At 71.3% G+C, this 26,046-nt stretch carries 19 protein-coding genes; 13 read left to right on the top strand and 6 right to left on the bottom strand.

Annotated elements, in window-relative coordinates; genetic code table 11:
* The first annotated feature begins 30 nt into the window (after positions 1–30).
* A complete protein-coding gene (gene ddaH / locus H521_RS26615) occupies positions 31–1,284 on the top strand; it encodes a dimethylargininase (RefSeq protein WP_281167458.1) in 1,254 nt (417 codons plus the stop codon).
* Here ddaH and H521_RS0116680 read toward each other — a convergent pair.
* From H521_RS0116680 to H521_RS0116665, 4 genes are all read right to left on the bottom strand, one after another.
* Complete coding sequence (locus H521_RS0116680; RefSeq protein ID WP_022894161.1) at positions 1,256–1,954, bottom strand: ABC transporter ATP-binding protein; 699 nt, start codon at positions 1,952–1,954, stop codon at positions 1,256–1,258. The genes ddaH and H521_RS0116680 overlap by 29 nt on opposite strands.
* On the bottom strand, positions 1,951–3,060 hold the full coding sequence (locus H521_RS23935; protein ID WP_040424860.1) for an ABC transporter ATP-binding protein: 1,110 nt from the start codon (positions 3,058–3,060) through the stop codon (positions 1,951–1,953). Before H521_RS23935 ends, H521_RS0116680 begins: the two co-directional genes overlap by 4 nt.
* 64 nt (positions 3,061–3,124) lie before the next feature.
* Complete coding sequence (locus tag H521_RS0116670; RefSeq protein WP_022894159.1) at positions 3,125–5,884, bottom strand: FtsX-like permease family protein; 2,760 nt, start codon at positions 5,882–5,884, stop codon at positions 3,125–3,127.
* Positions 5,881–8,922, bottom strand: a complete 3,042-nt coding sequence (locus H521_RS0116665; protein WP_022894158.1) for an FtsX-like permease family protein — start codon at positions 8,920–8,922, stop codon at positions 5,881–5,883. The genes H521_RS0116670 and H521_RS0116665 overlap by 4 nt, the downstream gene beginning before the upstream one ends.
* Before the next feature lie 442 nt (positions 8,923–9,364).
* Here H521_RS0116665 and H521_RS0116655 point away from each other — a divergent pair, with 442 nt between their 5' ends.
* The 4 genes from H521_RS0116655 (at position 9,365) to H521_RS23930 (ending at position 15,732) form a co-directional block, all read left to right on the top strand.
* The gene (locus H521_RS0116655) at positions 9,365–11,254 is read left to right on the top strand and encodes an ABC transporter ATP-binding protein (protein ID WP_022894157.1); all 1,890 of its coding nucleotides are present in this window, start codon (positions 9,365–9,367) and stop codon (positions 11,252–11,254) included.
* Positions 11,251–13,056 carry an ABC transporter ATP-binding protein gene (locus tag H521_RS0116650; RefSeq protein WP_022894156.1) on the top strand — a complete coding sequence of 602 codons (1,806 nt, stop codon included), beginning with the start codon at positions 11,251–11,253 and terminating at the stop codon, positions 13,054–13,056. The genes H521_RS0116655 and H521_RS0116650 overlap by 4 nt, the downstream gene beginning before the upstream one ends.
* Before the next feature lie 214 nt (positions 13,057–13,270).
* The gene (locus tag H521_RS0116645; RefSeq protein ID WP_022894155.1) at positions 13,271–13,936 is read left to right on the top strand and encodes a response regulator transcription factor; all 666 of its coding nucleotides are present in this window, start codon (positions 13,271–13,273) and stop codon (positions 13,934–13,936) included.
* Positions 13,936–15,732 carry a sensor histidine kinase gene (locus H521_RS23930; RefSeq protein WP_022894154.1) on the top strand — a complete coding sequence of 599 codons (1,797 nt, stop codon included), beginning with the start codon at positions 13,936–13,938 and terminating at the stop codon, positions 15,730–15,732. The genes H521_RS0116645 and H521_RS23930 overlap by 1 nt, the downstream gene beginning before the upstream one ends.
* Before the next feature lie 12 nt (positions 15,733–15,744).
* Here H521_RS23930 and H521_RS0116635 read toward each other — a convergent pair whose 3' ends face one another.
* Both H521_RS0116635 and H521_RS0116630 read right to left on the bottom strand, forming a co-directional pair.
* On the bottom strand, positions 15,745–16,062 hold the full coding sequence (locus tag H521_RS0116635; protein ID WP_022894153.1) for an MGMT family protein: 318 nt from the start codon (positions 16,060–16,062) through the stop codon (positions 15,745–15,747).
* A 35-nt stretch (positions 16,063–16,097) separates the two neighbouring features.
* Positions 16,098–16,550, bottom strand: coding sequence for a GNAT family N-acetyltransferase (locus H521_RS0116630; RefSeq protein ID WP_022894152.1), 453 nt, complete (start codon positions 16,548–16,550; stop codon positions 16,098–16,100).
* Positions 16,551–16,741: 191 nt separating this feature from the next.
* Here H521_RS0116630 and H521_RS0116625 point away from each other — a divergent pair, with 191 nt between their 5' ends.
* The 8 genes from H521_RS0116625 to H521_RS0116590 all read left to right on the top strand — a co-directional run bounded on the left by H521_RS0116625 (position 16,742) and on the right by H521_RS0116590 (position 26,021).
* A complete protein-coding gene (locus H521_RS0116625; protein ID WP_022894151.1) occupies positions 16,742–17,959 on the top strand; it encodes an NADP-dependent isocitrate dehydrogenase in 1,218 nt (405 codons plus the stop codon).
* Positions 17,960–18,243: 284 nt separating this feature from the next.
* Complete coding sequence (locus H521_RS0116620; RefSeq protein WP_026482401.1) at positions 18,244–19,395, top strand: ROK family transcriptional regulator; 1,152 nt, start codon at positions 18,244–18,246, stop codon at positions 19,393–19,395.
* Between the two features lie 70 nt (positions 19,396–19,465).
* Positions 19,466–20,710, top strand: coding sequence for an extracellular solute-binding protein (locus tag H521_RS0116615; RefSeq protein ID WP_022894149.1), 1,245 nt, complete (start codon positions 19,466–19,468; stop codon positions 20,708–20,710).
* 140 nt (positions 20,711–20,850) lie between these two features.
* Entirely contained in the window at positions 20,851–21,840 is a 990-nt protein-coding gene (locus H521_RS0116610; RefSeq protein WP_022894148.1) for a carbohydrate ABC transporter permease, read from the top strand.
* Complete coding sequence (locus H521_RS0116605) at positions 21,837–22,796, top strand: carbohydrate ABC transporter permease (protein ID WP_022894147.1); 960 nt, start codon at positions 21,837–21,839, stop codon at positions 22,794–22,796. Before H521_RS0116610 ends, H521_RS0116605 begins: the two co-directional genes overlap by 4 nt.
* On the top strand, positions 22,793–24,328 hold the full coding sequence (gene nagZ, locus H521_RS0116600) for a beta-N-acetylhexosaminidase (protein WP_022894146.1): 1,536 nt from the start codon (positions 22,793–22,795) through the stop codon (positions 24,326–24,328). Before H521_RS0116605 ends, nagZ begins: the two co-directional genes overlap by 4 nt.
* Positions 24,325–25,257, top strand: a complete 933-nt coding sequence (locus H521_RS0116595) for an ROK family protein (RefSeq protein ID WP_022894145.1) — start codon at positions 24,325–24,327, stop codon at positions 25,255–25,257. Before nagZ ends, H521_RS0116595 begins: the two co-directional genes overlap by 4 nt.
* On the top strand, positions 25,236–26,021 hold the full coding sequence (locus H521_RS0116590) for a glucosamine-6-phosphate deaminase (RefSeq protein ID WP_022894144.1): 786 nt from the start codon (positions 25,236–25,238) through the stop codon (positions 26,019–26,021). The genes H521_RS0116595 and H521_RS0116590 overlap by 22 nt, the downstream gene beginning before the upstream one ends.
* The last annotated feature ends 25 nt before the right edge of the window (positions 26,022–26,046 follow it).

The following is a 26,046-nucleotide window of genomic DNA, read 5'->3' as shown; positions in this document are numbered from 1 at the left end:
CGGGTGGCGCCCGCCAGTAGGCTCGGGGGCATGACGTCCCCCGCCATGCCCCCGACCGCCCCGGCCAGGTTCACCCCGGCGATCACCCCGGGGCGGAGGGTGGCGGCAGTGCTCGCCTCCGCAGCCGCCGTCTCGTTCTCGGCGATGCTCGTGGCACTGCTCGCGTTCTTCATCGGCAGCGGACAGTCGCCGCAGGTGCTCAGCCAGGTGTTCGGCCACTTCGCGCTCGCCGCGTTCGTGGCCTGGGTGCTGCTGTCGGTGGCGAACGCGATCGGGGCGACGCGAGTGTGGTTCCTCGCCCTCATCACGGGCTTCACCGCCGGCTGTCTCGCGGCGCTGATCGCGACGACCGCAACGGCCAGCGCCGCCGGCAACGCGTTCTCGGGGCCCATGTTCCTCTTCGTGGTGGGCTCGCTCGTCAGTCTCAACCTCATCTTCATCATCGCGGTCATCGTCGGTGAGGTGCTGCTCGCGCCGCGGGTGTTCCGCGGCATCCTCGATTTCGCTCCGGCGGTCGCCGACCGACGCATGGCCCTCGTCCGCATTCCCGCCTCGAACCTCGACGAGGCCGTGCTCACGCACCGCGAGCGGCAGCCCGTCGACCAGGCGCTCGCCGACCGCCAATGGGACAACTACTGCGCCGCGCTCGTCGCCGAGGGCTGGGAGACGGTCGAGGTCGATGCCGCTCCCGAGCTCGCCGACTCGGTCTTCGTCGAAGACATGGTCGTGATGTTCGGCGACCTCGCGGTGCTCACGAGCCCGGGCGCCGAGTCCCGTCGCGCCGAGGTCGAGGCGGTCGAGCGCGCCGTGCGCTCCGTGCCCGGCCTGACGGTCGCCCGCATCGAGCTGCCGGGCACGCTCGACGGCGGCGACGTGCTGAAGGTCGGCTCGACGGTCTACGTCGGCGCCTCTGCCCGCACGAACGCCGAGGGCATCCGGCAGCTGCGCACCCTGCTCACGCCGCACCGGTACACGGTCGTCGCCGTGCCGGTGACGAAGGCGCTGCACCTCAAGAGCGCCGCGACGGCGCTGCCCGACGGCACGGTCATCGGCGACCCGGCGCTGCTCGACGTCACGAGCCTGTTCCCGCGCTTCCTGCCCGTGCCCGAGCCCGAGGGCGTCGCGGTCGTCGAACTGTCGCGCGAATCCCTGCTGATGTCGTCCGCGGCGCCGAAGACCGCCGCGATGATCGCGAGTCTCGGCTACCGGGTCGTGACCGTCGACATCGGCGAGTTCGAGAAGCTCGAGGGCTGCGTCACGTGCCTGTCGGTGCGGGTGCGCTGAGCGCCACGGCACGGCCGTCGTGCAGCTCGAGCACGCGGTCGGCGCGCCCGACGAGGGCGGGGTCGTGGGTCGTGACGACGGCGGCGACGCCGCGTGCGTGCACGAGCTCGCCGATCAGGTTCATCACGGTCGCCGCGGTGCCGCTGTCGAGCTGGCCCGTCGGCTCGTCGGCGAGCAGCAGCTGCGGTCGCGCGGCCAGCGCCCTCGCGATGCCGACGCGCTGCTGCTGGCCGCCAGAGAGCTCGTAGGGCCGCTGCGCCGCGTGGCCGGCGAGACCGACGAGTTCGAGCGACTCGGCGACCCGGGCGTCGCGTTCGGCGGGCGCCAGGCGCTGCAGGCGCAGCGGCACCTCGACGTTCTCGGCGGCCGAGAGCACGGGGATCAGCCCGAACGACTGGAAGATGTAGCCGAGGCGGTCTCGTCTCACCGCCGCGAGCTCGTCGTCGCCGAGGGCGGAGAGCTCGTCGTCGCCGAGGAAGACGCGTCCGGAACTCGGCCGGTCGAGCCCGCCGAGCAGGTTCAGCAGGGTCGTCTTGCCCGCGCCCGACGGCCCCGTGACGACGAGCAGTTCGCCCGGCCGCACCTCGAGCGAGACCTCCGCGACGGCGTGCACCGCACCCGCCTTCGATTCGAAGACGCGGCTGATCGATTCGGCGCGGAGTGTGGTCATCGCTCGTCCTTCGTCTCGGTGCCGGCTGAGGTGTCGGTGCCGGCTGATGCGTCGGCGGCAGCGGATGCCTCGGCGGCTCGTTCGGCGGCGCGACGGGCACGCCGGCTCGTCGCGGCGGCGTCCGGCGCATCGGAGCCCCCCGGCGGGGCCGGCTCGGAGCCCGTCGGCGCGGTCGGCTGGGGTGCCGCTTCGGGCGAACGCCGCGCCGCGGCATCCGCTCGCCCTTCGTCGCCGGGCCAGACGCCGACGTGATCGGCCTCGAGCGCGAGGCGTACGCGATCGCGCAGTTCGAGGCTCTGCATGAAGTCGTGGGGCAACTGCAGGCGACCGACCCGGTCGAGCACGGCGAACTCCTCTGCCACGTGCTGCTCCTCGCCGAATTCGTCGAGCCGCGTGGAGCGCAGCACCTCGGTCGAGGTTCGTCCGTCGCGGATCTGCACCGTGCGGCGGACGTGGCCGGAGACCGTCGGGTCGTGGGTCACGATGAGGGTCGTGACGCCGAGTTCGTCGTTGACGGCGCGCATCGCCTCGAGCACGGCTGCAGACGTCGACTCGTCGAGCTCGCCGGTGGGCTCGTCGGCGAGCAGCACCTGCGGAGAGTTCGCGAGCGCGACCGCGATCGCCACGCGCTGCTGCTGCCCGCCCGAGAGCTCACCAGGGCGGCGATCGCGCATCTCGCCGACGTCGAGCAACCCGAGCAGCTCGTCGACGCGGGTGGCACGCGCGGCGCCGCGTAACGTGCCGGCGACGTTCATCGCAAGCGCGACGTTCTCGGCGGCGGTGAGGTACGGCAGCAGGTTGCGGGAGGTCTGCTGCCAGACGAATCCCACGGTGTGCCGTTGGTAGGCGACGCGCTCACGGCCGCCCATCGAGAGCAGGTCGTGGCCGGCGACCCGCGCGACACCCGCTGTGGCGGTGTCGAGCCCCGAGAGGATCGTGAGCAGCGTCGACTTGCCCGAGCCGGAGGCGCCGACCACGGCGACCATCTCGCCCGGGTCGACGCGCAGGTTGAGGCCCTGCAGCGCCTGCACCTCGACGCCGTCGGCACTGAAGATGCGCACGAGGTCGGTGCACAGGATGTGCGGCTCGGCGTCGGGCGCGAGCATCGCGGTGCTCGCGTTCGTCGTCGGTTCCGGGGAGTGCGCCGGTGTCTCGGTGGAGGTCACTGGGTCATCCTTCCTCTTCCTTGCGCAGGGCGCGAGCGGCGTTGACGCTGCCGTCGATGCGGGAGGCCACGGCGGCCGCGATGATGGTCACCAGCACGCTGCCGGCGAGCACCGAGGCGATGAGCCAGGCATCGAAGGTCACGGCCGGCTGCGCGTCGCCGCCAGTGAACGAGCGGAGGTCGATGGCCGAGAGCACGACGAACGGCAGGGTCGCGCCGAGCACCGCGCCGGCCAGCACCGCGATGAGGGCCACGGGCCCGATCTCCCAGGCGACGAGTGTGCGTTCGCCTCGCCGGCCCAGCCCGAGCGTCGCGAGGAGCGGCAGCAGCCGATCGCGAGCCGGGCGCCCGACGACGAGCGTCAGCACGATCGCGAGCGCCGTGAGCAGGCTCGCCAGCACGATCGCGACGATGAGGGAGAGCACGAGGCCCTGCGTGGTGGGCTTGGCGCGCAGCTCGGCGAGCAGTTGCCCGGGGGTGGTCACCACGGCCGACTCGCCGCCGATCTCGGCGAGCGCCGACGTGAGCTCGTCGACCTCGTCGGCATCGGGCCCGGGCTCGAAGCGCACGAGCACGTTGCGCGGCACGAGCGTGTCGGTGAACGGCTTCGCGTTCGCGCGGTCCATGAGCACCCAGTTCGACCGCGGCGAGAATGCGGTGCGCCCGTCGACGACCGCGAGCGCGTCGAATTCCTCGCCGTCGAGCTCGGCGGCGTCGGCCCCGGCGACGAGGTCGGCGACGGTGCTCGAGAGCACCACGGGCACCGCGTCGTCGCCCGTGGCCTCGAGACCGGCCGGAAGGGGCGTCGTGGCAGCCCGGTCCGCCTGCACGCGCCGCATCTCTTCGGCATCGACGACGATGAGGGTCGAGGTGCGGGAGCGGCCATCGGCGTCGACCTTCGTGGGGCTCGTCGAGTACACGGGCGCGATCGCCTCGACGCCGGGCACGGCCGCGAACTCGTCGAGCTGTTCGAGGGTGAAGGGCGTGCCGCTCACCGAGGCGTCGGCGCCGACCCGGGCGTCGGCGGCGCGGTCGACGCCCGCCTGCACGGTGCCGAGGAGCACCGACGAGAAGACGGCGACCGAGATGCCGACGACGACCGCAAGCACCGGCACGAGCCCGGCTGAGGGGTCGCGGAGGGCGCGCGCCGAGCCGAGGAAGGGTACGAGGTCGACCCGGCGTCGCGTGGCGCGCACGAGCGCGGCGAGCGGCACGGGGTAGAGCCGCAGCACGACGAGGCACGCGAGCAGCGAGAGCAGCAGGGGCACGGCGGCGAGCAACGGGTCGACGCCGGTCGTCGCGGTCGACGTCGACAGGCCCCTGCGGAACAGCAGCACGACCGCGGTGACGGCGAGCACCGCGACGAGCGCCTCGGCGATCCAGCGGAAGCGGCCGTCGCCCGGCCGGCCGAGGTCGGTTCTGGCGCGACGCAGCGGGCTCAGTGCCGGCTCGGCCGAGACGAGGAGCGCCGCCGGTGTCAGTGCGAAGAGCGCCGCGATGAGCCAGCCGCCGAGGCCGGCGTCGGCGGCGACGAGCAGGGTGCCGGCCACGCCGCCCACGATCGCCGCGGGAAGCCCGATCACGAGGCCCTCGACCGCGAGGATGCCCCGGAGCTGGCCGGGGGAGGCGCCGCGAGCCGCTGCGAGCTCGAGCCCGACGCGACGCCGCTCGAAGACCACGCGCGAGCCGAGCACGAGCACCGCGATCATCACGCCGATCGGACCCGACGCGATCGTCGCGAGTACGGCGTCGCTCGCGCTCGCCGCGACGGCGGCGTCTCCGAGGGCATCGGTGAGACCCGTGGTGAACGCGACCTCGCCGACCGTGGCGTACCAGAACTCCCAGGAGCCGCTGCCGAGCTCGAACACCTGGCTGGTGAACTCGTCGAGCTGCGTCTCGAGCTCGGCGGAGTCGGCCGCGCGGATGCGGTCGACCTCGGCCGGGAACCAGGCATCCATCGTCGTCGGCAGTTGCGAGTCCTGCAGGGCCGCCCACGAGACGGGGTCCGCGAACCCGAGCCCGGTCACCTCGATGTAGCCGCCGGGGGTGTACGCGACGGCCGGCTCGAGCGCCACCGGCACGTGCGTCCAGAAGCCGTCGTCGGGGTTCGTCGCCGCGAAGGTGCCGACCAGGCGCACACCCTGCAGCTCGTCGCCGACGGCGATCGTGCGGACCTCGCCGGCCGCCCACTCCATCTCGTCGGCGACGGCGTCGGCGAACACGATGTCGAGCGGGGTGTCGCTCGGAAATCTGCCGGTCAGCGGGCGCGGCCATTCGCCGCTCGTGAGTGCGATGTGCTCGCGCACGCGGGGGTCGAAGCCCGTGAACAGCTGGTACGAGGTCGAACCCTCGCCCGCGCCCTCGACCTGCGCGCCCGTCGGGCCGGCGACGAGCGAGGTCAGCGGTGCGCCGGTGACCGAGTGCAGCAGCTCGGGCATCGTCGCACGGATGTCGAGCAGCCGCTGCTCCTGCGCACCCCAGACGGCGTCGACGTCGGGCGGCAGGGTCGAATCGCCGTCGGAGGCACCGAGGTCGGGCAGGTTGCGGCTCGCGGTCAGCAGATCGAGCTCGCGCGCGGGAAACGCGCCGAGCTCCTCTTCGAGCGCCGCGGTGTGCATCGCCGAGACCGCGCGCGGCACGGCCGTGGCCAGAAGAGCGCCGGCCAGCACGAGCAGCGCGAGCATGACCGACGCCCACGGGGCCGCGAAGAACTGGCGCCGGATCAGGCCGAGGGGCGTGAGCCGCGAGTGGTGCCGGGTACTCATCCTTCCTCCTGCCTGAGGCCGGGCCGTGAGGCCGTGCGCCGAACGGATGCAGCGGCGCCGGCCGAGATCGCCACGGCGAGCATCACGAAGGCCCCGATGCCGAGCAACCACGGCGCGGCATCGAGCCCGAAGTCGACCGGGATCACGGCGGGAACGCCGGCCACCGCCGCCCGTGCGAGCTCGCGGGCGGTGAGCAGGGCGGTGAGCAGCCCGACGACCACCCCGATGAGCACGGCCGTGCAGAGCGTCACCGCCAGCTCGGCGAATCGGGCACGCGACTGGGTGCGTGCCGGCACGCCGAGCACACGCAGCACCACGATCTCACCGCGCCGGCTGCCGCCGAGTGCCGCGACGAGCGCGATCACGGCGGTGAGGGCGAAGAGCAGTGCTCCAGCGGCACCGACCCAGAGCGCCGCGACCGCCGGCGCGATGAACGGCGTTGAAGAGGCGGCCGAGCGGGCGTCGGCGACGACCGCTGCGTTGCGGTCGGCACCGAGTTCGGCGGCGACGCGTTCGGGGTCGGATGCCGCGATCCACCGTTCGCCGAACGCGGGCACGCCGGCGGCGTCATCGAACGCGTACCGCTCGAGGGCGCCGAGATCGGCGAGGATGCCGCCGGCGCCCGCGGTCGGCACCACGGGAACCACCCCGGCGACCACCGCGTCGATCTCGGCGCCGCCGGTGAGCACCCGGAACGCGAGTTCGTCGCCGACGCTCGCGGAGATGCGTTCGGCGAGCTCGGCGCCGATCATGACGGGCAGCGGGTCGCTGCCGCCGGCGGTGAGCGGGGCCCGCGCGTTCGGCGCCTTCGAGGTGAGCGTGAGCTCTCGCTCGGTCTCGAACGCCGTGCCGGCGACGGTCTCGCCGTCGAACGAGATCGCCCCGAATCCCACCCGCACATCTGCGCCGCCCGCACCCGAGAGCGATGCGGCGAGTCCGATGAACCGCAGCCCCGCGGCATCCGGCAACTGGAGACGCACCTGCCCGGTCCCGGCGGCGACGTCGACCGGAGCCGGAGCCACCGGGGTCGCGGCACCCGATGCGGTGAGCAGCCACGCGGTCACCGACACGGTGCCGCTCGTGCCGGTGGGGGAGTCGAGCTCGACGCCGACCTCGAGGGTCGTGGCCCCGGCCGGGAGGTCGACACCGGCCGCGGCGGCGGAGTCGGCGAGCGCCTCGGCAGCCGGCCGGGTGCCGGTGCCCGGCGCGATCTCGGCGACGCCGGCGCTCGGCAGGGCGACGATCGTCGCCTGCTCGGAGCCGACCCTCGCTTCGCCCCTGAAGACCGGGCCGACGGCCGTGACGCCGTCGACGGTCGCGATCGTGTCGTCGAGCGCGAGCTCGTCGGGCTGCAGCACGACATCGCGCCCCGCCGAGGCGACGCGAACCTCGCCGCCGGTGGCGAGTGCCGAGGCCGTGCGGTCGATGCCCTGCCACGCGCCGGCGAAGGCAGCGGTCAGCGTGAGCCCCGCGATGGCGAGCATCGTCACGAGCGAGGCCGAGGCGTACAGCGTCGCGCGGCGGGCGAGCTGGCGCATCGGCAATGCCGGCACGAGCCCTGGCCGAACCGCCGCGAGCCGTTCGAGCAGCACGTCGATCGGGCGCGACAGGCCGAGCGCCGCGAGTGAGAGCGCGACGAGCACGAGCATCGGAGCCAGAACGGCGACGGGATCGACGTCGAGACGGCCGGAGGCGTTCGCGACGAGCGGCGAACCGTAGAGCCGGAATTGCCAGAGCGCCACGGCGGCGACGACGGCGACGAGCACCACGCCGCCCGTCACGAGACCGCGTGCCACCCGGCCCACCTCGTCGCCCGAGCCCCGAACCACCGGGCGGCGGGCGTCGAGCCAGGCGCGACCGGCGACGAGCAGCAGGGTCGTGACGAGGGCGACGCCCGCCATGAGGCCGGCGACACCCCAGTCGCGTGCCTCGCCCGGGCGGCTCATCATGAGGAACAGTTCCGCGCCGGCAGCGCCGATGACCGCGGCCGGCGCCCCCAGCACGAGCACCTCGATCACGGTGTCGCGGGCGAGTCTGCCGGCCGAGGCGCCACGGGCTCGGAGCAGCACCGTCTCACCGCGACGGGCGGCGCCCAGCAGGCTCGCGAGACGGGTCAGGGCCGCGACCCCGGCGAAGCCGAGCAACAGGAGGGGGAGCGGCGCGATCGCGCGCACCGCGCCGAGGCCCGCCAGCAGCCGGGTGAGCGTGGCGTCGAGACCGCCGAGCGCGCCGAGTCCGTCGGTGCCGATCGCGGGCTCGGCGCGCAGGGCCGGCTCGACATCGGGCAGCGCCTCGCGAAGCGCACTCGCCGAGCCGGGCGTCGCGGCGCTCGCGTCGACGACCGCGGTCCAGCGCGCCACGATCGCCGCCGGCACGTCGAGCGCGGTCTCCTCGGCGACGAGGAACGGCCCGATGCCGTCGGCCGTGCGCCCCGAGGCGATGACGCCTTCACCGAACCAGGCGGGATCGGCCGGGTCGATCGGCAGCCACGTGCCGACGATGAGCAGTCGTCGGGCGGGCTCACCGGCGAGATCGACGACGTCGCCCGGCGCCAGACCGAGTGATTCCGCCGCGTCGGCGTGCAGCGTCGCCGGCAGGGCACCCTCGGCCGCCGCCGCCGAGATCGCCTCTGCGGTGTCGGGCCAGCTGCCCGCGACGAGTTCCGAGCGTTGAGGGGCGTCGCCATCGACGAGGAGCACGGCGCCGAACGCCGTGCCACCGCTCGATGCCTCGACCGGCGCGGTCTCGACGCTGCGGCTCCAGGTGGCACCGTGGGGCGTGAGCATGCGATCGAGCACGGATGCCGCGGCATCCGCCTGGGCCTCGGCATCGCTCGCCACGCGGATCTGCCAGCGCGCGGCGCCCGCGGTGCCCTGCGCCGCGGCGAGGCCGCTTCGGACACCGCTCGCGGAGGACCCGGCGAGCGAGTCGACGACTGCGGTTCCGAGGCCGGAGAGGAGCAGCACGACGGCAGCGATCGACGCGAGCACCCCGGAGCGGGCGTTCGCGCGGGCGAACGCAGTCCGTGCCGCTCCCACTCGTGCTCCTCGTCGATCGCCGTCGCTCGCGGAGGCGGAGGAATCCGGTCGGGCGGTGCCGCGGGCCGGCATCGCCTCGCACGCGCAGCGACGAATCCGCACAGCCTAGCGTCGAAGGTGGTCTTGCGCGCCACCTCATTCGCCCCATAGTCTGTAGGGCTGGCCGCGGAGTGAGATTCGACCGGCCTCGAGGTTCGAGACGACGACGCAGGAGGACACCATGCAGACAGAAACCGACGCCCGCACGATTGCGGTCACCGGCTCTGCCCGCCCGGCGTTCCTCGTTCTCGAGCTCGCCGGGTAGCGCACCCGCCTCCACGCGCAGGCTCTGCCTGCCCCGCGGTTCCACGCGCGATCGCGCACCGCGTCTCTCACACTCTTCTTCTCCGCCGTCCAGGCCCGTTCCCGGGTGTTCGGCGTCTCCATCTGATTGGAACCGGCTGTGTCCGTACCCCTCCAAACGCCTCCAGCTCCCGACTCGGCGCAGGCACCTCGACTGAACACGGTGCGCGCCCTGTGGCGACTGCGCGAGTACGCCGGACCGGCCATGCCGTTCTTCGCGGGCAGCATGGCCGCCGCGCTCGTGGCCCAGCTCATCGCCCTGGCGATCCCGCAGGTGCTGCAGCAGATCGTCGACGGGCCGCTCGCCCACGGCGAGGCGAGCGCGGTCATTCCGCTCGCGGTGCTCGTCTTCGTGCTCGGAGCGGTCGAGGCCATCCTCTACGCGATCCGTCGCTGGCTCGTCGTCGGCCCGGGCACCCGGGTCGAGGCGCGCATGCGCAACGCGCTCTACGCGAAACTGCAAGACCTGCCCGTCAGCTTCCACGACCGTTGGCCCAGTGGCCAGTTGCTCTCGCGCGCCGTCAGCGACCTCGGCCTGATCCGTCGCTGGCTCTCGTTCGGCCTCGTGCTCACGGGCGCGAACCTCGTGATCATCGTGGTCGGCGTCGGCATCCTGATGTCGATGAACTGGTTCCTCGGCCTCATCTTCCTCGTCTGCTCGCTGCCGCTCTGGTGGGCGGGCTGGCGCTTCGAGGGCCGCTACTCCGAGATGTCGCGGCTGAGCCAAGACCAGGCGGGCGATCTCGCGACCGCTGTCGAAGAGTCGGTGCACGGCATCCGAGTGCTGAAGGCGTTCGGCCGCGGCAAGCACGCCCTGTCGACGTTCCGTGCCCAGGCCGAGTCGCTCCGCAGCACCGAGATCGAGAAGGCGCGGCTCGACGCCTCCATCTGGGTCTGGATCATGGTCGTGCCGGCCGTGGCGCTCTCGCTCTGCCTCGTGGTGGGCGTGTGGCTCGCGGCGCAGGGCCAGCTCACCGTCGGCGAGCTGCTCGCGTTCTTCGCGACCGCGACCGTGCTCGCCTGGCCGATCGAGTCGATCGGCTTCATGCTCGCGTTCGCACTCGACGCACGCACCGCGACCGATCGCTTCTTCGACATCCTCGACAGCGAGAACACGATCGTCGACCCGGCCGAGCCGCGCACGGTCGAGCGTGCGCGTGGCGAGCTGGCGTTCAGGGACGTGCACTTCCGCTACCAGGACTCGCCGGCGCGGTTCGGCGACCTGCTCGACGGCGTCGACCTCGTCTTGGAGCCGGGGGAGACCATGGCGCTCGTCGGTCTCACGGGCTGCGGCAAGACGACGATGACGGCGCTCACCACTCGCCTCTACGACGTCACCGGCGGATCGGTGACCCTCGACGGCGTCGACGTGCGCGCCTTCACGCGCGACGAACTGCGCACGCACATCGCCATGGCGTTCGAAGACGCGACGCTGTTCAGCGCCTCGGTGCGCGACAACGTGCTGCTCGGCCGGCCCGAGCTCTCGGGCGATGACCCCGGGGTGCTCGCCGAAGCCGAGCAGGTGCTCGACGAGGCCCTGCGCATCGCGCAGGCGTCGTTCGTCTACGACCTGCCAGACGGCGTCGACACGAAGGTGGGCGAAGAGGGCATGAGTCTCTCCGGAGGCCAGCGCCAGCGGCTCGCGCTCGCGCGCGCCGTGGCGGCCAAGCCCGCAGTGCTCGTGCTCGACGACCCGCTCTCGGCGCTCGACGTCGCGACCGAGGCGCGAGTCGAGGCCGAGCTGCGATCGGTGCTCGCATCGACCACCGCGCTCATCGTGGCGCATCGGCCGTCGACGGTGATGCTCGCCGACCGGGTGGCACTGCTCGAGAACGGGCGGGTCACCGCGGTCGGCACGCACTCCGAACTGCTCCGCGAGAGCGAGCACTACCGCTTCGTCATCACGAGTCTCGAAGACGAGGAACGCAGGAGCACGGGCGTCGATGCCGTCGACGCAGAAGACACGATCCGAGAGGAGGCGGCATCATGAGCGTCACCGGTGTGCAGGGCGAAGAACGCCAGGACTACTCGAAGGCCGAGTCCGCGCAGATCCGTGCGCGCTCGCGGCATCTGCTCGGCTCACTGCTCTCCCCGCTGAAGGCGAAGCTGTGGCTCACCGCAGTCGCGATCGTGGTGTCGTCGGCCGCACAGGTCGCTGGGCCGGCGCTCATCGCCTACGGCATCGACCAGGGCATCCCGGCGCTCGTCGAGCAGAACTGGTTCCCGGTCGCCTTCGCGGGCGCTGCGTACCTGATCACGGGTCTCGTCGGTGCGTTCCTGATCGCCGTCTACATCCGCATGTCGGCGCGCATCAGCCAGGCGGTGCTCATCGACTTGCGCACGCGCATGTTCCTGCACACGCAGAAGCTCTCGCTCGAGTTCCACGAGTCGTACACCTCGGGCCGCATCATCTCGCGTCAGACGAGCGACCTCGACGCCATTCGCGAGCTGATGGACGAAGGGCTCACGCTGCTCGTGCGCGGGCTCATGTACATGGTGTTCACGGCCATCATGCTCGTGATCGTCGACGCCCCGTCGGGGTTCGTGCTGCTCGCCTCGCTCGTGCCGCTCGGCATCCTCACCCGGTGGTTCCAAGTGCGTTCGCAGTCACTGTTCCGGCGCTCGCGCGTGGCCTCGGCGAAGCTCATCGTGCAGTTCGTCGAGACCATGACGGGCATCCGCGCGGTGCAGGCGTTCCGCAAGCAGAAGCGCAACGAGGCCGAGTTCGGCGGTCTCGTCGAGGACTACCGCGACGTCAATGCGAAGGTGCTCGGCCTCTTCGCCGTCTACAACCCGGGCATGGCGCTCATCGGCAACACGGCGGTGGCAGTGACGCTCGTGCTCGGTGGCTTCCGGGTCATCGACGGCGACCTCGGCGTCGGCGTGCTGCTCGCGGCCGTGCTCTACACGAAGCGCTTCTTCGACCCGATGGAGGACATGGCGATGTTCTACAACGGCTACCAGTCGGCCTCCTCGGCGCTCGAGAAGATCTCGGGCGTGCTCGAGGAGGAGCCGAGCGTGCCCGACCCCGTCACACCCGTCGACCTCTGGAATGCCGAGGGTGACGTGGAGTTCGACGGCGTCGAGTTCGCCTACACGAAGGATCGCGTCATCCTGCCGCGGTTCGACCTCGCCATTCCGGCGGGGCAGACGATCGCGCTCGTCGGCTCGACCGGCGCCGGCAAGTCGACCCTCGCCAAGCTCATCGCGCGGTTCTACGACCCGAGCGACGGCGTCGTGACGCTCGACGGCATCGCGCTCGCCGACCTGCATCCGAAAGACCTTCGGCGTGCGATCGTCATGGTGACGCAGGAGGCGTACCTGTTCTCGGGATCCGTCGCCGACAACATCGCGCTCGGCAAGCCCGGCGCGTCGTCCGACGAGATCGTGCGGGCGGCCATGGCCGTCGGCGCGCACGAGTTCATCGAGGGGCTGCCGAACGGGTACGACACCGATGTGAACAAGCGGGGCGGGCGGGTGAGCGCCGGCCAGCGGCAGCTCATCTCGTTCGCGAGGGCGTTCCTCGCGAACCCCGCAGTGCTGATCCTCGACGAGGCGACGTCGTCGCTCGACATCCCGAGCGAGCGGCTCGTGCAGGAGGGGCTCACGAAGCTCCTCGCCGACCGCACCGCGGTGATCATCGCGCACCGCCTGTCGACGGTCGCGATCGCCGACCGGGTGCTCGTGATGGAGCACGGACGCATCATCGAAGACGGAACTCCGGCCGAGCTCATCGGCGGCACGGGTCACTTCGCTGCGATGCACGCGGCCTGGAAGGACTCGCTCGTCTGAGCGCACCCGGTTCTGCCGTCGCCGGCCGAATCGAGCGGATGCCTCGTGCGCGCCACGTGCGCCCGGGGCATCCGAACCCTTCAGCTTGACGCCTCGACGGCGGGTCGGTATCCGGGTGCCCCCTGAAGGGGGCGGGCGGTGGCGCCCGGCACACGATACGCTCACGGAAGGCGGGCAGACCGCGCGGTCACGCCTGCCCTCGAATGGAGGAGCTATGGAGGCCGCCCCGCGTGCACTGCGCGTCGCGATCGCCGACGACGCCCTGCTCCTGCGCGAGGGCATCGCCAAGGTGCTCGCCGACGGCGGGCTCGAGGTCGTGGCCTCGGTCGGCACCGGCACCGAACTGCTCGAGGTGGCCGCTCGCGGTGGTCTCGACGCCGCGGTGCTCGACATCCGCATGCCGCCGAGCCACCGGGACGAGGGCATCGTCGCGCTCGAGCAGATGCGCGCCAACGGCTCGACGATCGGCGTGCTGCTGCTGTCGATGTACGCGACGCCCGAGTACGCGCTGCGCGTCATGAGCGCGGGCAGCGGCACCGGGTACCTCCTGAAGGAGCGCGTCTCGGAGCCGCAGACGCTCGTGCGGGCCGTCGAGACGGTCGCCGGCGGCGGCTCGGTCGTCGACCCAGAGGTCGTCGAGCAGCTCGTGCAGCGCACCCGCGCCGACGACCCCCTCTCGCGGCTCACGGAGCGTGAGCGGTCGGTGCTCGAACTGATGGCGCAGGGGTACTCGAACGGCGGCATCGCCCAGAGCCTCTTCCTCGGCCTGAAGACGGTCGAGACGCACGTGCGTTCGATCCTGCAGAAGCTCGACCTCGAGGAGTCGCCCGAGCACCACCGACGGGTGCTCGCCGTGCTGACGCTCCTCGGCGCGAGGTGATGGCCCCCGGCCGTCGAGGCCGGATCATCAAGCGCAGCATCGTCATCGGCCTCGTCGTGGCGGCGAGCCTCGCCATGGAGATCTCGGGGTTCCTTGCGACGCCCGAATCCGACCGCCGCGAGGTGTCGTGGACGACCCTGCACGCGATCGTGCCCCTCGTGTTCGCGGCGTGCGCGGGCGTGGCGTGGGCGATCGGCCCCTCGCGCCTGCCCGCCCGGCTCATGGTCGTGTTCCCGCTCGTGTGGGTGCCGCTCTCCTTCCTGCGCGTGATCGAAGACCTCGCGTGGCTCTGGCCCTTCGTCTACGGGCTCCACCTGTGGTGGGCGGTGCTCACCGGCATCCTCGTGCTCGTCTACCCGCGCGGCTGGCTCGTCGATCGTGTCGACCGCTGGATCGCCGGCATCGCCCTCGTGGGCTCGCTCGGCTACCTGCTCGGGGTGCTGCTGCTCCTCGGCGAGCCCGCAGCCGGAGTCTGCGACTGCGCCCCGAACCCGTACCGCATCATCGAGGCGCCGGCGCTCTTCGCGATCATCGACATCGGCTACCGCATCGTCGGCGTGGTGCTCGCGATCGTGATCGCCGGCCGGCTGCTCGTGCGCTGGGTGCGTGGCAGCGTGCCCGCTCGCACCGTGGCGTTCCTGATGCCGATCGCCCTCATCGCCTGGGTGATCACACTCGCGGCCCAGGCCATCACCTACGCGGCGGCCGGTACCACCGACCTGGTGCTCGACACCGTCTCCCTCGTGGCGATCGCCTCGATCCCGATCAGCTTCGTCGCGGGCATCTCGCATGCCCGCAACATGCGCGCGCGAGTGGCCGATCTCATGCGCATCACCCGCGAGGGTGCCGATCGAGGGCTCTGGGCCGAGTCGCTCGCCCGCACCCTGCGGGACGCATCCGTACGGGTCTTCTGGTGGGACGACGAGCACGGCCGGTACGCGGATGCCGCGGGGCAGGTGCTCGACGATGACGACGCCGGCCGGCGCGGCGACCACGGGCTGCTGCCGGTGGCCTCGCCGACGGGCGTGCCGATCGCGCTCATCCGCCACGACCGGGTGCTCACCGACAACATGCGGCTGCTCGACGGGGTGTCGAGCGCACTGCGGCTCTCGGTCGACAACGGCCGACTCCGATCCGAGATCGAACGCACGCTCGAGCAGGTGCGCCAGTCGCGCAGCCGCATCGTCGAGGCCGGCGACGACGCGCGACGCCGCATCGAGCGCGACCTGCACGACGGAGCGCAGCAGCACCTCGTCTCGCTCGGCATGCGCCTGCGCCTCGCGGCGAACCAGGCGAGAGATCGCGGCGTCGAGCCGCTCGCGGTCGAGCTCGACGGCACGATCGGCATGCTCAACGAGGCGCTGAGAGAACTGCGCGAGCTCGCGCAGGGCATCCACCCGTCGCTGCTGTCGTCGGGCGGGCTCGCGCTCGCCGTGCCCGAGCTCGCCGGCCGTTGCCCGGTTCCCGTCGAGATCGAGGTGCAACCGGGCGGCCGACTGCCGGAGGTCGTCGAGTCGACCGCGTACTTCGTCGTCTCGGAGGCGCTCGCGAACATCGCCAAGCACGCGCAGGCGACCCGCGGCTGGGTGCGAGCCGCCGTCGACGGCGGTGCACTCGAGCTCGTCGTGCGCGACAACGGCATCGGCGGGGCATCGGTCGAGGCCGGCACCGGCATGCTCGGCATCATCGACCGGGTCGAGGCCGTGGGCGGGAGGCTCGTCGTCGAGAGCCCGGAGGGCTCCGGAACCACGATCACGGTGCGCATCCCGCTCGAGAGCGAGACGCTCGCGGGTTGACGAGCGGGGCGTTCAGCCTCGCCAGCGGCAGGCGGCGAGGTCGATGCGGTACCCGTCGTCGTCGTTCGCCGGGCGAAGCGGCGTGCCCTCGGCCTCGTAGTGCACTCGAGCACGCTCGGCGTGACCGGCCGGGGCGCGTCCGCCCGCGCGCACGACCCGCCACCACGCGACCTCGGCGCCGGAGCGCGCCATCACCTGTCCGACGGCGCGGGCGCCGCGCGAACCGAGCAGGGCGGCGACATCGCCATAGGTCGCGACCTGGCCCGGCGGGATGTCGGCGACGACCACGAGCACGGCCTCGACGAAGCCCTCGGCGTGCTGCTGCGGCATCCGCTCGCCCGACCGTGCCTCGGTGTTCGCCAGGGTCAGAGCTCGAGCGCGCCGATGACGTCGCCGTAGGCGGTCTCGCCGATGTCGGTGAAGCCGATGCGGTGGAAGAACGCCTCCGGCCCCTCTTCACCCGGCTCCCAGAGCACGGTGATGCGGTCGAAGCCGCGCTGCTTGGCCTCTTCGGCCAGCGCGGTCGCGAGGTAGCGGCCGACGCCCTGGCCCTGCACGTCGGCGTCGACGTTGATGCGCCAGATGCAGGCCCGGAACTCCTCGTGCTCGTTCTCGGGGTCGAAGTTGCCGTGGATGAAGCCGACGACGCGGTCTTCGAGCAGGGCGACCCGCTGCCACGCGGTGGCCGGGTTCACGACCGAGGACTCGGCGGAGTAGGTGACCGGTGCGATGAACTGCTCTTGACCGGGCTTGAGCGACAACGAGTTCGCCGCCACGATGTTCGACGCCGACAGGTCTTCCAGTCTCAGCTCAGCCATGCAGCCAAGGCTAACCCGTGCAGCGACCGCGCAGGTAGCCGTGACGGAACTTCCCGCCGGGTCTCTCTCGATGTCGGACCAGATCTCTTGACGTCGAGATACTGTCGAGCGACGCGGTAAGCTGGCAGACGGCGTGTCGAACCGCCCTGCAGGCTTCCCGTTTCCCCCAGTAGATCCAAGGAGACATCCACTTGTCCAAGATCAAGGTTGAAGGCACCGTCGTCGAACTCGACGGCGACGAGATGACGCGAATCATCTGGCAGGCCATCAAAGACACACTGATCCACCCGTACCTCGACGTGAACCTCGAGTACTACGACCTCTCGATCCAGAAGCGCGACGAGACCGACGACCAGATCACGGTCGACGCGGCGCACGCGATTCAGAAGCACGGCGTCGGCGTCAAGTGCGCGACGATCACGCCCGACGAGGCGCGCGTCGAGGAGTTCGGCCTGAAGAAGATGTGGCGGTCGCCGAACGGCACGATCCGCAACATCCTCGGCGGCGTCATCTTCCGCGAGCCGATCATCATCTCGAACATCCCGCGCCTCGTGCCCGGCTGGAACAAGCCGATCATCGTCGGCCGCCACGCGTTCGGCGACCAGTACCGCGCCACCGACTTCCGCTTCGAGGGCGAGGGCACGCTCACGATGACCTTCACCCCGAAAGACGGCTCGGAGCCCCAGCAGTTCGAGGTCTTCCAGTCGCCCGGTTCGGGCGTCGCGATGGGCATGTACAACCTCGACGAGTCGATCCGCGACTTCGCCCGCGCCTCGCTGAACTACGGCCTCTCGCGCAACTACCCGGTGTACCTCTCGACGAAGAACACCATCCTGAAGGCGTACGACGGCCGCTTCAAGGACCTCTTCCAGGAGGTCTTCGAGGCCGAGTTCAAGGAGGCGTTCGACGCCGCCGGCCTCACCTACGAGCACCGCCTCATCGACGACATGGTCGCGGCTTCGCTCAAGTGGGAGGGCGGCTACGTCTGGGCCTGCAAGAACTACGACGGCGACGTGCAGTCCGACACCGTCGCGCAGGGCTTCGGCTCGCTCGGCCTCATGACCTCGGTTCTGGCCACGCCCGACGGCAAGGTCGTCGAGGCCGAGGCGGCGCACGGCACGGTCACGCGCCACTACCGCCAGCACCAGCAGGGCAAGCCCACGTCGACGAACCCGATCGCCTCGATCTACGCCTGGACGCGCGGCCTCGCGCACCGCGGCAAGCTCGACGGCAACCAGGAGCTCATCGACTTCTCGCTGACGCTCGAAGACGTCGTCATCAAGACCGTCGAGTCGGGTGCCATGACGAAGGACCTCGCGGCCCTCGTCGGCCCCGAGCAGGCCTACCAGACGACCGAGGAGTTCCTCGCGACGCTGGCCGACAACCTGAAGACGCGCGTCGCCGGCTAGTTCGACGACCCAGTTCACGAGGGGCGGATGCTGCGGCATCCGCCCCTTCGTCGTTCGCGCCGCGGTTGCGACGCGCCGCCTGTACGCGCGGGTGCGTGCGGGTCCGCGCGAGTGCGGATCACAACTGGGTAACAGCGCCGAAAAAGTTGCGACAGGCCTTGCGCCGGGTTTGTTCGTAAGGTTTACTAACAAACGTGACTGCAACGGATGCGCAGCGAGGCCCGGTCACCACGGAGCCGACGCCCCCCACCTCCCCGGTGGCGTCCGAGCTGCTCGCCGCGCCGGTGGCCGGCACGTTCAGCCGGTCGCGCGCCCTGCGACCCACGGGCAAGGTGCTTCCCGAACACGCCCGCACCCACAACCGCGCGCTCGTGCTGCAGACCCTCTATTCGGCCGGCCCGCAGAGCCGGGCGGATGTCGCCCGCGAGACGGGGCTCACGAGGGTCACCATCTCCGACCTCGTCGCCGCCCTCATCGCCGAGGGGCTCGTGATCGAGCTCGGCCAGCGCGAAGACGCCCGTCCCGGCAAGCCGGCCACGCTCATCGACGTCGATCGCGGCGCCTTCCACATCATCGGCGTCGACCTCTCGGAGCACGAGGTGTTCCGCGGCGCGGTCGTCGGCCTCGACGGCCAGATCATCGAGCGCGACGAGATCGCCCGCGACGCCGCGACCGGCGAAGCGGCCGTGCTGCTCGTCGATCGGCTCGTCGAGCGCCTGCTCGCCCGCACCTCGACGCCCGTGCTCGGCATCGGCATCGGCTCGCCAGGTGTCGTCGACCCGCTCGGCGTCGTGCGCTCGGCCCCGAACCTCGGCTGGAGCGACGTCGCGCTGCAGGAGCGGCTCGCCGAGCGGTTCGCACTGCCCGTGCACGTGGCCAACGACGCCAACGTCGGCGTGCTCGCTGAACACGGCAGCTCGCACCACGACGACCTGCTGCTGATCAAGATCGGCCACGGTGTCGGCGCCGGGCTCATCATCGGCGGGCGCCCGGTCGTCGGCGGCGGGTTCGCGGCCGGCGAGATCGGCCACGTCGTCGTCGGTACAGACGGCGGTCCGCGTTGCGCATGCGGCAAGGCCGGATGCCTCGAGACCTGGCTCGCCGTGCCGAGGCTCACCGCCCGGCTCGCCGCCGCCGGCGCGCAGGGCGAGGCCGCGGCATCCGCTCGCGATGACATCCTGCGCGAGGCGGGCCGACGACTCGGCATCGTGCTCGCCCCCGTGGTCGGCGCGCTGAACCTCTCCGAGGTCGTGCTGAGCGGCCCGGCCGAACTGCTTGACGGTCCGCTGCACGAAGCGACCGTCGACACGCTCCGGAAGCGGACGATGGCGGAATTCAACCGTGATCTGAGGCTCCGGATGTCCGAGCAGGCGGAGGACATCGTTCTCCGCGGCGCGGCCGTCATGGTCCTCTCCGGACAACTCGGAGTCTCGTGAGGGACTCCATCGCACCAAGGGTGACAGCGAACCCCCGCTGTTTCCCCACCCCCATGAAAGGAAACGACAAATGAGGAAACTCGGCATTGCGGCGCTCGGCGCCGCTGCGGCCCTGACCCTCGCCGGTTGTAGCGCCGGTGGTGGAGAAGAGTCGGCCGACGGTGGCAAGATCACCGTCTGGGTCGTCGGCACCGACACGCCCGACACGGCTCGCGAATACCTCAAGGACACGTTCGAGTCCGAGAATGAAGGTTGGACCCTCACGGTCGAGGAGAAGACCTGGGCCGATGTGAGCGACACCTACGCGGCTGCCCTGCAGTCGAACGACTCGCCCGACGTGGTCGAGGTCGGCAACACCCAGACCGCGAGCTTCGCGGACCAGGGGCTGTTCCTGCCGCTCACCGACTTCCCGGCCGATGACTACCTGCCCGGTCTCGTCGAGTCCGCGACGTACGACGGCGAGCTCTACGCCGCGCCGTACTACGCCGGTGGACGCATCGTGTTCTACAGCGAGCAGATCCTCGGCGCCACCCCGGTGCCGACGACGCTCGACGAGTACGTGGCGACCGGCAAGGCACTGAAGACCGACACCCGTTCGGGCATCTGGGCGCCGGGTCGCGACTGGTACAACGCGCTTCCCTACGTCTGGGCTCACGACGGCTTCATCGCCGAGCAGGAGGGCGACGAGTGGAAGGCCGGCTTCTCGAGCGAAGGCGGCATCGCCGGCCTGACCCAGCTGCAGGACGTGTACGTCAACGCGTCCAACGCTGCGAAGGACGGCGACGAGACCGACCCGCAGGTCGCATTCTGCGCCGGTGAAGACGTCTTCCTCTCCGCTCCCGCGTGGGTGCAGTGGTCGATCACGGCTCCGGCCGACGCCGAGGCGCCGGGTTGCGCCGACACCTTCGGTTCCGACCTGCGCGCGTTCCCGCTGCCCGGCCTCGAGGCCGGCGAGACCGCACCGATCTTCGCCGGTGGCTCGAACGTCGCGGTTGCGACCAAGAGCGCCAACCCCGAGCAGGCTCGCGCTGCGCTCGACATCATGGCCGGCGAGGGTTACCAGACCCTCCTGGCCGAGGGCGGCCTGACCCCGGGCTTCACCGCGGCAGCCGCCTCGCTGCCCGACACCGAGATCGCCAAGGCCCAGGCCGACGCGCTCGCCAACTCGAAGGTGACCCCGACCACGCCGAAGTGGGCCGAGGTCGAGGCTGCGCAGATCATCCAGGAGGCGCTCGTGAAGATCGCCCAGGGTGGCGACGTGGCGGCCATCGCGGCCGACCTCGACGCGCAGATCGAGGAGATCCTCAACAGCTAGCCTGTTGAGCCCCGCGGGGGCGGAGTTCCACACAGCTCCGCCCCCGTTCCCACGACATCCTCCGGACGGCTTGCCGCCGCGCCCGAGACGTACCATCAGTCACATCCGCGATCCCCCCGCGGCGACCACGAGGAGCAGCCATGAGCGCAACCCTCACCGAGCCTGACGCAGCGCCGCGCACGCCGACCACCCGACCGCCCCGCGCACCGCGCGAGTCCGCAGGCGAGCGACCCCGCAGGAAGTCGCTGCCCTGGGCCCCGTGGCTGCTGCTCGCGCCGAGCATCCTCCTGCTCTGCGTCATGGTGCTCTACCCGACGATCGTGATGTTCGTGAACTCGTTCACGGACCTGCAGATCAAGAACAAGATGCTCGGCACCTCGCCGAACTTCGTGGGCTTCGACAACTACATCGAAGTCTTCACCGAATCGGACTTCCCCGCCGTGCTCGCCCGCAGCCTCGGGCTCATGGTCGTGCTCACCGTGCTCATCGTCGTGATCGGCATGCTCGTCGCCCTGCTCATGACGAAGCTCTCGAAGGGCTGGCGCCTCGCGGTCTCGATCGGCCTGATGCTCGCCTGGGCGATGCCGCCGCTCTCGGCGACCGTCGTCTTCGGCTGGATCTTCGACACCGATTACGGCCTCGTGAACTGGGCGCTCAACACGATCACCGGCACCCAGGACTTCAGGGGCCACTCGTGGCTCATCGACCCGATGTCGTTCATGATGGTGCTCGTCATCATCGTCGTCTGGCAGAGCGTGCCGTTCGCCGCCGTCACTTTCTACGCCGGACTCGGGCAGGTGCCCGACGAGGTGCTCGAGGCCTCTGCGCTCGACGGTGCGAGCGCGTGGCAGCGGTTCCGGCTCATCATCATGCCGTACATGCGTGGCGTGCTGACCGCTGTACTCGTGCTCGAGACCATCTGGAACCTGCGGATCTTCACGCAGGTGTACGCGCTGCAGCAGCAGGGCGGGCTCGCGAGCGAGACGAACATCCTGCCGACCTACCTGTTCCGGCAGGGCCTCGGCGAGTTCGGCGTCACCGCCGCGATCGGCGTGTTCATGGTGATCCTGCTGATGGCCATCTCCTACTTCAACGTCCGCTCCTCCCTGAAGGATGAGGCAGAGCTGTGAGCATCAGCCCAGGAATCCAGATCGCCGAGACGCCGGGCCCGGTCACGACATCCACGCGTGCCGCCACGACGATCGGCGACGGCGGGCGGCTCGGCCGCCGCGCGGGCCGCGCCAAGGGACGCGCCGGCCGGTTCGGCCTCAACGTCTTCGCGCTCCTCGTGATCGTGTGCTCGGTGTTCCCCGTCTACTGGATGGTGAACATGTCGTTCACCCCGCCGAACCAGATCATCAGCCGCAATCCGAGCTTCCTGCCGTTCGACTTCACGTTCAAGAACTACGTGACGGCGTGGACCCGCGAGGCGGCCCCCGGCCAGACCGACTTCCCGCACGCGCTGGCGTCCAGCCTCACCGTGGCGCTCGCCGTCGTCGTGGTCGGCGCGCTGATCGCCTTCCTCGCGTCGATCGCGATCGCCCGCTTCGCCTTCCGCGGCCGGGTCGTCTTCATCGTGAGCGTGCTCGTCGTGCAGATGGTGCCCGGCGAGGCGATGATGTTCACGATCTACAACATGGTCGACGACTGGCGCCTCATGAACACCCTCGTCGGGCTGTTCATCGTGCACCTCGCCGCGGTGGTGCCGTTCACGATCTGGACCCTGCGCGGCTTCGTCAGGGGAGTGCCGGCCGAGCTCGAGGAGGCGGCCCAGATCGACGGCTGCACGAAGGCGCAGGCGTTCTGGAAGGTCACGTTCCCCCTGCTGGCGCCGGGGCTCGTCGCGACCGGCATCTTCGCGTTCATCCAGAGCTGGAACGAGTTCCTGATGGCGCTCCTCCTGCTGAAGGGCTACAACCTCACCCTCCCGCCGTGGCTGAACTCCTTCCAGTCGGCGACCGAGGCGACGAACTGGGGTGCGGTCATGGCCGGCTCCACGCTCATCACGCTGCCCGTCGTCATCTTCTTCCTGTTCGTGCAGCGCCGCATGGTCGGCGGCCTCGTGAGCGGGGCCGTCAAGGGATGACCGCGATCGCATCGACCGGCCCGGGCACCAGCCTCCGCCGGGACATCCTCACGACGCTCCTGCCCGGGTTCGACGGAATGACGGCGCCCGAGTGGCTGCTCGACCGTTTCCGCGCCGGCCTCGGCGGCGTGTGCCTGTTCGGGCAGAACGTCGAGTCGCCCGAGCAGTTGCGCGCCCTGAACGCCTCGCTCCGCACGGCGAACCCCGACGCGGTCATCGCCGTCGACGAGGAGGGCGGCGACGTCACCCGGCTCTTCTACGATCGCGGTGCGCCCTTTCCGGGCAACGCCGTGCTCGGCCGCATCGACGATCTCGAGCTCACTGCGCGGGTCGCGAGGGCGGTCGGGGAGGCCCTCGCCGCCACGGGCTGCACGGTGACGTTCGCGCCCGACGTCGACGTCAACGCGAACCCCGACAACCCGGTCATCGGCATCCGCAGCTTCGGCGCCGATCCCGAGCTCGTCGCCCGGCATTCGGCCGCGTGGGTCGAGGGCCTGCAGCAGACGGGCGTCGCCGCGAGCGCGAAGCACTTCCCCGGTCACGGCGACACGGCGACCGACTCGCACCTCGCCCTGCCCGTCGTCGACGTGCCGCTCGACACCCTGCTCGAGCGCGAACTCGTGCCGTTCCGGGCAGCGATCGCCGCCGGCTCGCGCACGATCATGACCTCGCACATCCTCATTCCGCAGCTCGACGCGGAGAATCCGGCCACCCTCTCTCCGCAGATCCTCAATCGCCTGCTCCGCGGAGAGCTGGGGTTCGACGGCGTCATCGTCACCGACGCCCTCGACATGACGGGGGCGAGTGGCGTGCACGGCATCCCCGAAGCCGCAGTGCGCGCCCTCGCCGCCGGATGCGACCTGCTCTGCATCGGGTCGAACAACACCGACGCGCAGCTGACCGAGATCATCGCGACGATCGAGTCGGCGATCGACGCCGGGCGCCTTCCCGCCGACCGGGTGGTCGAGGCGGCCCGCCGGGTTCGCGAGCTCGCCGCGACCGCGCCGGCGATGCCGACCGGTCCCGTCGCGGCATCCGTCATCGAGCCCGCGCACGACGCCGGCGAGGTCGGCCGGGTCGTCGAGGTCTTCGAGGCGACCGACGGCGCGCGTGCGCGTCTCGCCGGCGCCCGGCGGATCGGCACCGTGGTGCGCATCGACACGGTCGTGAACATCGCGGTCGGCGACGCCCCTTGGGGCCCGTTCGCCGCCGAGGCGGCGAACGGCACGGCATCGTGGCTCGGCGCCGCGCAGACGGTCGCGGTCTCCGCCGCGCAGGGGCTCGCCGACCCAGCCGCGCTCGCCGGACCGGTGCTCGTCGTGGGCAAGGACCTGCACCGGCATCCGTTCGCCCGCTCGGCGATCGACGCGCTGCGCGCGGTGCGCGACGACGTCGTGACGATCGACATGGGCTGGCCATCGAACGATCGCGCCTACGCAGACGTCGCGACGTTCGGTGCCTCGCGCCTGCTCGGCGAAGCCGTCATCGAGTTCATCGGCGACGCGATGCGGGCGGCGGTGGCGACGCCGTGAGGCTCGGCATCGACATCGGCGGCACGAAGACGGCCGCGGTGGCGATCGGTGCCGACGGAGAGCTGAGCGATCAGGTGCGCATGCCGACGGGCTTCGGTGCCGAGGCCGTCGTGGCGACCGCCATCCGCACCGTCGAGCGCATGACCGCGCTCGCGGGCGTCGGCGCCTCGGCCTTCACCTCGATCGGCATCGGCATCCCCGGTGCCGTCGACAACGCCACCGGTCGGGTCGAGCACGCGGTGAACCTCGGCCTCGAGGGGCTCGACCTCGGCCCGCGCCTGGCCGACCGCCTCGGCGTCGAGGTACGCATCGAGAACGACGTCAAGGCGGCGGCGCTCGGAGCGCATCACCTGCTCGGCGTCGCCGACGGCATCAGGGTGAGTTCGATGGCCTACCTCAACCTCGGAACGGGTCTCGCCGCCGGCGTCGTGCTCGATGGCCGGCTGCTGCGCGGCGGGCACGGCGTCGCGGGCGAGATCGGCCACATCCCCGTCGACCCGGCTGGCGTCAGGTGCGGCTGCGGGCAGCGCGGTTGCCTCGAGACCCTCGCCTCCGGACTCGCGATCGCCCGCACGTGGCCGACCGCCTCAGAGCACCCTGCCCGAGAGCTCTTCGCGGCGGCCGAGGCCGGCGATGCGCGCGCGCAGGCGGTGCGCGAGGAGTTCCTGACGGGCGTCGCGTCGGCCGTGCGCCTGCTCGCACTGACCGTCGACGTCGACACCGTGGTGATCGGGGGCGGGCTCGCTGCCCTCGGTGAACCGCTGCTGGTCGGCACACGCCGTATCCTGAATCGGTGGGCCGATGAATCGGCCTTCATCGCATCGATCGGCCTCGCGGCTCGCGTGCAGGTCATCCCCTTCGGTTTCCCGGCGGCAGCCGTCGGCGCCGCCCTCGTAGGAGAACACCAATGGCTGAAATCGTCATCGTAGAGAACGAAGACGCCGCGGGCGCCATCGTCGCCGACGCGATCGTCACGCTCATCCGCTCGAAGCCCGACGTCGTGCTCGGCCTCGCGACCGGATCCACGCCGCTCGCGAGCTATCGCGCGCTCGCCCGCCGCATCGCCGACGACGAGATCGACGTGCGCGGCGTGCGCGGCTTCGCGCTCGACGAGTACGTCGGGCTGCCCGCCGGCCACCCCGAGAGCTACCGCGCCGTCATCACGCGCGAGGTCGTGGAGCCGCTCGGCCTCACGCCCGAGCTCGTGCGGGTGCCGAACGGCGACCCCGCGTCGATCGAGCACGCCGGTGGCGACTACGAGGCGGCGATCACCGCTGCCGGCGGTGTCGACCTGCAGATCCTCGGCATCGGCCGCACGGGGCACATCGGCTTCAACGAGCCGGGTTCGTCGCTCGCCTCACTCACGCGCGTGAAGACGCTCACCGAACCGACTCGGCTCGACAACGCGCGATTCTTCGATTCGCCCGCTGACGTTCCGATGCACTGCATCACGCAGGGCATCGGCACCATCCTGCGGGCACGACACCTCGTGCTGCTCGCCTTCGGTGCGGCCAAGGCCCACGCCGTCGCGGCAGCGGTCGAGGGCGCCGTCTCGGCGAGCCAGCCCGGTTCTGCGATCCAGCTGCACCCGCACACCACGGTCATCGTCGACGAGGCCGCGGCGTCCGAGCTCACGAACCTCGACTACTACCGGCACGCCTGGGCGAACAAGCCCGCGTGGCAGGGCATCTGAGCCGAGCACCCGATCGCGTGAGCGG

Source organism: Agromyces subbeticus DSM 16689, from assembly GCF_000421565.1.
GTDB lineage: Bacteria > Actinomycetota > Actinomycetes > Actinomycetales > Microbacteriaceae > Agromyces > Agromyces subbeticus.
This window is presented reverse-complemented; position numbering and strand designations above follow the sequence as displayed.